General features: G+C 68.6%; 12 protein-coding genes, 1 tRNA gene and 2 pseudogenes. 11 read left to right on the plus strand and 4 right to left on the minus strand.

The genetic code is table 11. The features are described 5' to 3' along the window. The 6 genes and pseudogenes from ACFR9S_RS00105 to ACFR9S_RS00130 form a co-directional block, all read left to right on the plus strand. Positions 1-323 (plus strand): annotated as a pseudogene (locus ACFR9S_RS00105) (M42 family metallopeptidase); the annotation flags it as partial. A 45-nt stretch (positions 324-368) separates the two neighbouring features. After that, positions 369-1,172: a M14 family metallopeptidase gene (locus ACFR9S_RS00110; protein ID WP_379731630.1), complete on the plus strand. Its 804-nt coding sequence runs from the start codon at positions 369-371 to the stop codon at positions 1,170-1,172. Positions 1,173-1,257: 85 nt separating this feature from the next. Next, positions 1,258-1,488 (plus strand): LSM domain-containing protein, encoded by a 231-nt coding sequence (locus tag ACFR9S_RS00115; RefSeq protein ID WP_053948557.1) that lies wholly within the window; start codon positions 1,258-1,260, stop codon positions 1,486-1,488. Beyond that, positions 1,485-1,661, plus strand: coding sequence for a 50S ribosomal protein L37e (locus tag ACFR9S_RS00120; protein WP_049980850.1), 177 nt, complete (start codon positions 1,485-1,487; stop codon positions 1,659-1,661). Before ACFR9S_RS00115 ends, ACFR9S_RS00120 begins: the two co-directional genes overlap by 4 nt. Before the next feature lie 233 nt (positions 1,662-1,894). Next, on the plus strand, positions 1,895-3,340 hold the full coding sequence (purF, locus tag ACFR9S_RS00125) for an amidophosphoribosyltransferase (protein ID WP_379731633.1): 1,446 nt from the start codon (positions 1,895-1,897) through the stop codon (positions 3,338-3,340). A gap of 118 nt (positions 3,341-3,458) precedes the next feature. Further along, a complete protein-coding gene (locus ACFR9S_RS00130) occupies positions 3,459-4,001 on the plus strand; it encodes a cupin domain-containing protein (protein ID WP_379731629.1) in 543 nt (180 codons plus the stop codon). Here the strand turns inward: ACFR9S_RS00130 and ACFR9S_RS00135 are convergent, their stop codons facing one another. Continuing rightward, positions 4,002-4,565 carry a DUF420 domain-containing protein gene (locus ACFR9S_RS00135; protein WP_379731628.1) on the minus strand — a complete coding sequence of 188 codons (564 nt, stop codon included), beginning with the start codon at positions 4,563-4,565 and terminating at the stop codon, positions 4,002-4,004. 148 nt (positions 4,566-4,713) lie between these two features. On the opposite strand from ACFR9S_RS00135, the gene ACFR9S_RS00140 reads away from it, so the two are divergent. The 3 genes from ACFR9S_RS00140 to ACFR9S_RS00150 all read left to right on the plus strand — a co-directional run bounded on the left by ACFR9S_RS00140 (position 4,714) and on the right by ACFR9S_RS00150 (position 5,533). After that, positions 4,714-4,798: transfer RNA gene (locus ACFR9S_RS00140), tRNA-Leu, on the plus strand. 141 nt (positions 4,799-4,939) lie between these two features. Next, positions 4,940-5,119 carry a multidrug transporter gene (locus tag ACFR9S_RS00145; RefSeq protein WP_379731627.1) on the plus strand — a complete coding sequence of 60 codons (180 nt, stop codon included), beginning with the start codon at positions 4,940-4,942 and terminating at the stop codon, positions 5,117-5,119. Between the two features lie 54 nt (positions 5,120-5,173). Continuing rightward, positions 5,174-5,533 (plus strand): DUF6176 family protein, encoded by a 360-nt coding sequence (locus ACFR9S_RS00150; RefSeq protein WP_379817661.1) that lies wholly within the window; start codon positions 5,174-5,176, stop codon positions 5,531-5,533. Positions 5,534-5,618: 85 nt separating this feature from the next. On the opposite strand, the gene rpl12p is transcribed toward ACFR9S_RS00150, so the two are convergent. From rpl12p to ACFR9S_RS00165, 3 genes are read right to left on the minus strand one after another with little or no spacing between them, the layout of a single operon-like run. Further along, positions 5,619-5,960, minus strand: a complete 342-nt coding sequence (gene rpl12p, locus ACFR9S_RS00155; protein WP_379817663.1) for a 50S ribosomal protein P1 — start codon at positions 5,958-5,960, stop codon at positions 5,619-5,621. Between the two features lie 9 nt (positions 5,961-5,969). Next, a complete protein-coding gene (locus ACFR9S_RS00160; RefSeq protein ID WP_379817665.1) occupies positions 5,970-7,022 on the minus strand; it encodes a 50S ribosomal protein L10 in 1,053 nt (350 codons plus the stop codon). Then, positions 7,019-7,657 carry a 50S ribosomal protein L1 gene (locus ACFR9S_RS00165; protein ID WP_379732068.1) on the minus strand — a complete coding sequence of 213 codons (639 nt, stop codon included), beginning with the start codon at positions 7,655-7,657 and terminating at the stop codon, positions 7,019-7,021. The genes ACFR9S_RS00160 and ACFR9S_RS00165 overlap by 4 nt, the downstream gene beginning before the upstream one ends. 230 nt (positions 7,658-7,887) lie before the next feature. On the opposite strand from ACFR9S_RS00165, the gene priS reads away from it, so the two are divergent. Together priS and ACFR9S_RS00175 are read left to right on the plus strand one after the other, a co-directional pair. Next, the gene (gene priS / locus ACFR9S_RS00170; RefSeq protein WP_379817667.1) at positions 7,888-9,063 is read left to right on the plus strand and encodes a DNA primase small subunit PriS; all 1,176 of its coding nucleotides are present in this window, start codon (positions 7,888-7,890) and stop codon (positions 9,061-9,063) included. Between the two features lie 54 nt (positions 9,064-9,117). After that, positions 9,118-9,580 (plus strand): annotated as a pseudogene (locus ACFR9S_RS00175) (hypothetical protein); the annotation flags it as partial.

The following is a 9,580-nucleotide window of genomic DNA, read 5'->3' on the forward strand; positions in this document are numbered from 1 at the left end:
CCGCCGAGACGGTGTCAACGCTCGGCGATGGCGTCGGAATCAAGCGCAAGGACGCCTCCGTGATCCCCAGCCCCGCGGTGATCGAGTGGCTCACCGACGTGGCCGAGGCCGAGGGGATCGCCCACCAGCGCGAGGTCGCCGCAAATATCGGGACCGATACGGGCGCGCTCCAGAACGCCGGTGGCGCCGTCCTCTCGGGCGCGCTCTCGATCCCCGTGCGCTACCACCACTCCCCCGTCGAGACCGCCCACCGCGACGACCTGTCGGCGACGGTGGCACTGCTGACGGCGGCGCTGTCCCGGACGGCATCGCTGGTGGAGTAGGCCGAAGCCGATCCCTTCTTGCCCGTTCACCTCCTTCAGTGGGGTATGCAAATCCACCAGTTGGGCGAGGGACAGCCCGAACTGGCCGTCGTCGCCGGCATCCACGGGGACGAGCCCTGTGGCGTCGAGGCGGTCGAACGTCTCGTCGCCGAGGACCCCGAGGTCGACCGCCCGGTGAAGCTCATCATCGCCAACGAGGAGGCGCTGGAGCGGGGCGTCCGGTACGTCGAGGAGGACCTCAACCGCGCGTTCCCGGGCGACCCCGACGGCGCTACCCACGAGTCGCGGCTGGCCCACGAGCTCGCCCGCGAGGTGCAGGGCTGTACGGTGCTGGCACTGCACTCTACGCAGTCCTACGCCGAGCCGATCGCGGTGATCGACACCGTCGACGAGATCGCGCGCTCGCTTGCGCCGCTGCTCCCCGTCGACGTGCTGATCGAGACCGACAACTACACCGACGGCCGGCTGGTCGAGCACGCCCACACGATCGAACTGGAGTGCGGACTCCAGGGGAGCGAGGAGGCCGCCGAGAACGCCTACTGGCTCACCCGGGCGTTCCTCGCGGCGTCGAACGCGCTGTCGGTGCCCGCGACGGACGACCGGCTGGCCCAGCCCGAACGCGGTGAGGTCGAAGTGTTCCGCCTCGACGGTCCCATCGCCAAGCCGCCGGGCCGGGAGTACGACGTGGTCGTCCCGAACTTCGAGAAAGTCGAGGCCGGCGAGCGGTTCGCGATCGCCGACGGCGAGGCGCTGACCGCCGACGAGCCGTTCTACCCCGTGCTCCTCTCGGCGGAGGGGTACGACGACATCTTCGGCTACGCCGCCGAGGCGGTCGGCCAACTGGAGTGAGCCGGCGCTCCGAGCGGTTGGGACGGATGCCCGTCGTCGTCGGCGGTTCGGTACGTTTATTTCCGGCACCGGGGTTTGAGTGACCATGAGTGGACGCCCGCTCGACGTGCTCGAGGAGTCGCTCTCGGAGCCGGTGACGGTCCATCTGAAGGACGGCGAGTCCTTCTACGGGGCGCTCTCGGGCTACGACCAGCACATGAACGTCGTGCTCGAACCGGCCGACGCGAGCGACGCCGTGCTGGGCGAACTCGACGTCGAGGAAGTGGACAACACAACGATTATCCGTGGCGACAACGTCGTTTCGGTAACTCTATGACCGGCGCAGGAACACCGAGCCAGGGGAAGAAGAACACCACGACCCACACGAAATGTCGCCGCTGCGGCGAGAAATCCTACCACACGAAGAAGAAGGTCTGCTCCTCGTGTGGCTTCGGGAAGTCCGCCAAGCGACGCGACTACGCGTGGCAGTCGAAAAGCGGCGACAACTGACGGCTCTCACTGCAGTCTTCTCTGCCGTTTTCTCACGGAGTAGCGGCGGCGCTCGCGCCATCGACGGTCGCAGCGACGGGTAGCGCGATCGCTGCGCCGCCTCTCGGTATGCACGTCCCTGAATATTCTCTCCGTCTACCGGCAACGATACAGCACGATAGCGGGGGTTTTTGGTTCCGCGCGACCGACGGGCGGGTATGCACGAGGGTTCGGCCGAAGGGCCGACCGGCGGGATGCGGGAGAAGTGTGGCGTCGTCGGTGTCGCGCTCGAGGACCGCGGGGCCGCCCACCCCTGTTACTACGGCCTGTACGCGCTCCAGCACCGCGGCCAGGAGTCGGCGGGGATCGTCACCCACGACGGGTTCCAGCAGCACGACCACGTCGAGATGGGACTGGTCGGCGAGGCGTTCGAGGAAGAGGACCTCGACGGCCTCCAAGGCTCGACCGGCGTGGGCCACGTCCGCTACCCGACGGCCGGCAGCGTCGACAAGGCCTGCGCACAGCCCTTTACCGTCTCCTTCCGATCGGGTTCGCTCGCGCTGAGTCACAACGGGAACCTCGTCAACGCCGGCGAGATCCGCGAAGAGTTGGCCGCCGAGGGCCACGCGTTCACCTCCGACGGCGACACCGAGGTGATCGCCCACGACCTCGCTCGCAACCTGCTCGACGCCGATCTCGTCCGCGCGGTCAAGCGCACGATGGACCGCATCCACGGCTCCTACGCGCTGACGGTGATGCACGACGAGACCGTGCTGGGGATCCGTGACCCGCAGGGGAACCGCCCGCTCTGTCTCGGAAAACTCGACGACGGCTACGTGCTCGCCAGCGAGTCGGCGGCGATCGATACGCTCGGCGGCGAGCTGATCCGGGACGTGAAACCCGGCGAGCTCGTCCTGCTCGACCCCGACGGCACGGGGTACGAGAGCTACCAGCTGGTCGAGGAGGACAACACCGCCCACTGCTTCTTCGAGCACGTCTACTTCGCGCGGCCGGACTCCGTGATCGACGAGGAGTTGGTCTACGACACGCGCCGCGACCTCGGCGCGCGGCTCTGGGACGAGTCGGGCGTCGAGAGCGACGTGGTGATGCCCGTCCCCGACTCGGGGCGGGCGTTTGCGACGGGGTACGCCGAGGCCGCGAGCGAAGAGCTGGGCGACGACGGCCCGGAGTTCGCGGAGGGGCTGATGAAGAACCGCTACGTCGGGCGGACGTTCATCATGCCGACGCAGGACCAGCGCGAGCAGGCCGTCCGCCTCAAGCTCAACCCCATCCGATCGACGGTCGAGGGGAAATCCGTCACGCTGATCGACGACAGTATCGTCCGCGGGACGACTTCGACGCAGCTCGTCTCGCTGCTGGAGGAGGCCGGCGCGGCGGAGGTCCACCTCCGCATCGGCGCGCCGCAGATCCTCGCGCCCTGCTACATGGGGATCGATATGGCCTCCCGCGAGGAGCTGATTGCGGCGGGACAGGACACCGAGGGTATCCGGGAGACTGTCGGCGCCGACTCGCTCTCCTACCTCTCGGTCGACGGCGTCGCCGAGGTGCTCGGCGAGTCGCGCGCGGACCTCTGTCTGGGCTGTGTAACGGGGGAATACCCCTACGACATCGACGGCGAGGAGACTGACCGGGACGTGACGCGGCCGGAGATCGACGGTCCCGTCGTCGCGGACGACTGAGGCACGGCGACGGTCGGCCGTTCCTCTGTGACGACTGAGACGCGGCGACCGGCGGTCGTGCAGGACGACCTCTCTTGACGGCACAAGCTCTTTCTCACACCAGCCGAACGGAGCCTGTATGCGGACGTTCTCGCCCGACGACGCCGATCGGGAGTCGCTCTCCGATGCGCTCGGGACGACCGACGTGGCGATCAACCGCTATCGGCTCCCGCCCGGGGAGGGACTGCCGAGCGGACTCCACACCCACCTCGATCAGGAGGAGGTGTTCGTCGTCCTCGAGGGGACGGTGACGTTCGAGACGCTCTCTGAGCCGGTCGTCGTCGGCGCCGGCGAGGCAGTCCGGTTCGCGCCCGGCGAGTACCAGACCGGAACGAACGACGAATCGTCGTCGGCTCTCGTGCTCGCGCTCGGCGCGCCGAAGGAGAGCGAACAAGTGCGCGTCCCGCTCGACTGCCCGGACTGTGGCCATCGTGGGCTCTCGCCGGCGTGGGACGGCGGGGTACTGCTCACCTGCCCCGACTGCGGCGGCGCGCACCGAACCCGGGGCTGTCCAGAGTGTGAGCGCGCGGAGATGGAGGTCAGGTCCGGGGAGGGTGAGGAAGAGACGGTCGTCGTCTGCCCGGACTGCGGCGCGGAGCGGTCCGAGCCGCGGTGGGCGTAGTCAGGCGATCACGTACACGAACAGGTAGACGACGACGCCCAGCGCGAACGAGATCGCCCAGAGGGGCGCCGCGACCTTCCCGACCTTCCGGTGGTTCGTCTGAGGGATCTCCGAGACGGGGTGGCTCCACGCCAGCAGCAGCGCGTAGAACACCAGCGGCACGCAGACGATCGCGAGCGTGATGTGGATTCCGAGGATCGCGAGGTAGGCCGTCTCGAGCAGCCCCGTCGCCGGGAACTCCGTCGGGCCGACGAGGCTGACCCGGTAGAGGTAGGCGACGAGGAAGGCGGCGAACAGACCGAACGTCGCCCCCATCAGCTTCCGGTGGCGCTCGACGTTCCCCTCGCGGATCGCGCGGACGCCGAGGACTACGGTGACCAGCGCGACCGTACAGATCAGCGCGTTCAGGTGTGGAATGGCGTCGACGACCGCCGCGGGCGCCTGTGGGAGCGCCCCGGCGGGGACGACACGCAGCGCGGCGGCAAACACGAGCGCGAGCGCGACGGCGGAGAGCACCGCCGCCGTCCCGAGCGTGTGGTCGCGGACGGTGGCACGAACGTTCATACCGGAGCGTCGGCCCGGCGGGGCAAGAAACGTGTGGCGACGGCACGAGTCTGTCCATGGCGATCGCGCTCCCGTCGCCCGACGGCGACGCCAAAAGGAAGCCCTTTTACTGGGCCGTCGGCAATGAACGATTGCAGCAAGCACGCGAGCGTGGGTAGCCAAGCTAGGCCAACGGCGCAGCGTTGAGGGCGCTGTCCTGTAGAGGTCCGCCGGTTCAAATCCGGTCCCACGCATCGCACGGCGGGCAACCACCCGCCACACGATGCGGGTGCTCGTCCTCCGGACAGCACCCACGCACATTCCTTCCGGACACCACTCGAACAGCGACGGCACCGTCCTGTGGAACTATGGGTCTCGCCCCGGTAGCGCCGGCCATGCCCGGTCGATCGAGCGACTCCCCGGTACTGTTCCTGATCGGACTGGCCGTCGCAGCCGTCGCCGTCGTCGGAACCACGTTCCTCGGCTGGGAGTTCGGCGAGTCGAGCGGTTCCGTGCCGGTGGTGATCGGCGTCGCCTGCGCCGTCGCCGGGGTGGCGGTCTGGCTCCGGCACTGACTCCCGAACCAGTCAGAAACGGAGAGTTTTCCCGTTGACGGCCGACCCCCGCCCATGGTCGAGCCAGTGCTCACCAGACAGCGCGTCGATCCCGACCGCGTCGACGACCTCCGGGAGTGGACCGCGGAAGTCCGGGAGCGGCCGGACGAACACGTCGAGACGCTGCGCAACGAGGGCGTCTACACCGAGACCGCGTTCCTCGAACGCATCGACGGGGAGCCGTACCTCACCTACTACATGGAGACTGAGAGCGTTCAGGCCGTCTTCGAGGCGTTCGAGAACTCGGAGTTCGACATCGACGCCGAGCACGAGGCGGTGATGCGGGAGGTGCTCGAATCGCCGGAGAACGTCGTCGACGCCGAGGTGCTGTACCATCAGAGCAGCCCCGACAGGTCGGCCGACGTGACCGACTGACGCCCGATCGGCGGCGCCACGGCTGCTCGGTCGGCGTCGAAAGAAAGCGGCACTGCGGAAGCGTCGGTGAGAGGGTCGCTGTCGTTTAACCGAACAGCTCGCCGAGGCCCTCGCCGGACTCCTCGTCGCCCTCGTCTTCGTCCTCTTCTTCGGCCTCGGCCTCTTCCTCGGCCTCCTCTTCCTCTGCTTCCTCGGCCTCGTCGGCGCTACCGCCAGCGCCGCCGGCGGCCGCACCGCCCGCGGCGGGCGCGGCGGCGGCCGTCTCGATGGCCTCCTCGATGTCGACGTCCTCCAGCGCGGCCACGAGGGCCTTGACGCGGGACTCCTCGACGTCGACGCCGGCCGCTTCGAGCACGGCCGTGATGTTCTCCTCGTTGATCTCCTCGCCCGATTCGTTCAGCGTGAGTGCAGCGTAAACGTATTCCATTGTTCTGAGTTACCCGAACATCTCGCCGAGACCTTCGCCGCCGTCGGCGTCGTCGTCGTCGGAGTCGTCCTCCGGTTCGGCGTCGTCGGCGTCCTCGGCATCAGTTGCTTCGTCGTCCTGTTCATCCTCGTCCTCCTCGACGTCCTCGGAGGCTGCCGGCGCTTCCACGCCCTGCAGCTCCTCGGGGAGCGCCTCCTCGTCGTCGATCTGGGCGGCCAGCGCACGCAGCTGTGCGTCCGCCTTGCCGATCAGATCGGGAGCCAGCTCCTCGTTGACGATCGTCGCCTCGAGGCCGACGGACTTGGCCTCGCCGGCCGCCTTCGCGAGCAGGGTGCCCGCGTTCTCGGCGGTCGGGTAGGCGGCGTTGACCGAGAGGTTCCGGGCGGCCGCGGCGGCAGCCTGGAAGTCCTCGCCGTACTCGTCGACGTCGAGTGCGAGCTCGTCGGGCTCGAACAGCACGCCGTCGGCGTAGACGGCGCGCAGGTCCAGCCCCACCTCCTTGGGCTCGATGCCCATCTCGGCGAGCACGTTCGCCAGGTCCTCGGAGACGGTCTCACCGGCCTCGAGCACCTTGGAGTCCTCGGTGACCTTGATCGACCCCTCCATGATTCGCGCGGAGGCGCCGACCGACTGGAGCTCGCCCACGAACGGACCGGGGTCGATCCCGGTGTCACCCTCGGGGATGACGATGTCGTTGGGGGCGACCTCGCCGGCGCCGATCGGCGCCGGGGTCTTCGAGGCTTCCAGCTCCTTGAACAGCCCGAAGGGGTTGTCGTTCGAGCCGACGAAGGCGACCTCGCCGCCGATCTCGGCGGCGAGCTGTTCGAGGCCCTCGTCGACCTGCTCGACGGCGCGGGTCATGAGCGTGTTGCGGCTCATGCGCACCTCGGCGGTGCCGTGGAGCCCGCGGCGCATGCTCTGGAGCTGTCGCGAGGGGATGCCCGTGACGCCGACGATGCCGACGGCGTCGTAGCGCTCGAGGAAGTCGACGAGCTCGTCGACCTCCTGCTGCTTCCACTGGGGCACCGTCTCGGTCTTGCGGACGTCCTCGGCTTCGCTCATGCGGGCACCTCCACGGCCGGCCCCATCGTGGTCTTCACGTAGATGGAGTCGATGTTGAGGGGACCCTTCTCGAGGTCGGCCTCGAGACGACGGATGATGACGTCGATGTTGTTCGAGACCTCGTCGGGGGTCATGTCCTGGGCGCCGACGCGGGTGTGGAACGTTCGGCGGTCACCGGAGCGGATCTGAACGGTGTTCTTCATCCGTTCGATCGTCTCCACCACGTCGTCGTCGGGCTGGAGTGGGGTCGGCATCTTCCCTCGCGGACCGAGCACGGTCCCGAGGTAGCGGCCGATGTCTTGCATCATCGCGGCCTCCGCGATGAAGAAGTCCGTATCGTCGGCGAGGTCCTTCGCCTCGTCGTCGTCGTCGCCGAGGTCCTCGAGCTCGTCGGGGCCGAGCACCTCGTCGGCGACGTCTTCGGCGCGGACGGCGGTCTCGCCGGTCGCGAAGACGACGATACGTGTCTCCTGTCCGGTTCCTGACGGGAGCACGACGCTCTCGTCGACCCGGTTGGACGGGTCGTTCAAGTCGATGTCGCGCAGATTAACTGCGAGGTCGACCGTCTCGGTGAAGTTCCGATCGGGTGCGTCCTCGAGTGCGCGGGATACTGCTTCCTCTATTGAATCTGCCATCTTTCACCTCCGTAGTACGCGTAGGTAGCTCCTACGGGTGAGTGAAACAGGCTACGCCTGTCTCACCCGAGACGACGGCGATGCGAGACTTAAAGCCGTCGAACTAGGGACCCGCCGAAACCCGCCGAGGGCGCCGTGTCGGTCCCTGTGACGCCGTCCCGTGGCGCGTCGACGCGCCGCGTCGGCGAAGGCAAAACCCTATACCACGAACTCCACAAGCGAGCACAGGAATGGAGGACCGCACGCGCAACTACCTCAAGGGGCGATTCGGCGACTACTACGCCGACGCCGACATCTCGGTGCCGCCCGCACCCGCGGCCCGGGAGTGGGGGCACATCCCCTACACCGAGAGCGAGGGGACGACGATGGTGCGCCACCGCTCGCTGCTGGACATGGGCGGGGACGCCCAATCGGTCCGGGAGTTCCTCGCCCGCGAGGCGCCCCGCCACGCCTACTTCTCGGCCGCACGCTACGACGACCCCGACAACCGGACGATGGCCGAGAAGGGCTGGCGCGGCGCGGACCTCGTGTTCGACCTCGACGCCGACCACCTCCCCGGCGTCGACGAGGAGGAAGCGAGCTACGCCGAGATGCTCGAAGCCTGTAAGGACGCGCTCAAGCGACTGCTGGACCTGCTCCGGGAGGACTTCGGCTTCACCGACGACGAACTGCTGATCGTCTTCTCGGGCGGCCGCGGCTACCACGTCCACGTCCGCAACGACGCGCTGCTCGACCTCGACAGCGAGGCGCGCCGCGAGATCGTCGACTACGTGCGCGCGGTCGACCTCGACCGCGACGGCCTGATCCGGACCGTCTCCTACGGCGGCACCACCCGCCGTGAGCTCAAGACCGGCGGCGGGTGGGGGCGACGCGTCCACCGTGAGCTCGTGGAGTTCGTCGCCGACCTCCGGGAGATGGACCGCGAGGACGCCCTCGAACAGCTCACCGCGTTCGACGGCATCGGCGACGGCCGCGCGGGCACCATCCTCGACGCCGCGGAGCGCAACCCCGACGCGATCCGCGAGGGGAACGTCGAGGCCGGCGGCCCCGGCCTGCGGAAGCTGATCGAGGCGCTGACCGCACAGGTCGTCGGCAACGAGACGGCGCCGATCGACGAGCCGGTCACCACCGACGTGCGCCGACTCATCCGGCTGCCGGGGACGCTCCACGGCGGGACGGGGTTCGTCGTGAAACCCATCGATCCCGCGGATCTCGACGCGTTCGACCCGCTGTCCGACGCCGTCGCCGACCGCTTCCGCGGCCAGCGAATCATGGTGAACGTCACCGAGCCCGGCCCGGTCGACTTGGGCGCCGAAACAGCTTTAGAGCCTGGTCCGCAATCAGTGGAAGAGTACGTCGGCGTGTTCCTCATGGCGAGGGGGCGCGCCGAGAAAGCCGCAGAGTAACCGAACGAACCCGCAGGCCACCGTCGCGCCACCCGCGCGGCCCCGACACACAGCATGGACATCGACGAACTCCAGACGGTCCAGAGCAAGGAGCGCCAGAAGGACAGCCTCCAGCACCTGCGGGACTCGTTCTACGAGGACGTCGCGGCGTACATCGAGGAGCTGAAAGAGGAGCGCGACCGCGTGGCCGAGGCGGCCGACGAGCCGTTCTCGGACCCGGAGGTCTCCCGGCTCAGCGACGACATCGAGCGCGCGGAGGACGTGGTCGAGGCGATCTACGAGCGCCGGGTCGGGAAGGTCGTCAAGATGGCCTCGTTCAAGGCCGCGGACATGCCCGTCGAGGAGGAGGGACTCACCACGCAGGAGCGGGACCTGTTCGAGGACATGGTCGGCCGCATCGGCGAGAACCGCTCGCGCGTGCTGGACATCCTCGCCGGCGAGGGCGACAGCGTCGCCGCCTCCCCCATGGGCTCGCCGGGCGCCCAGCCCGAACCGACCGAGACGACGACCGCGAGCG

This window comes from Halolamina salina (assembly GCF_042678005.1).
Taxonomy (GTDB): Archaea; Halobacteriota; Halobacteria; order Halobacteriales; family Haloferacaceae; genus Halolamina; species Halolamina salina.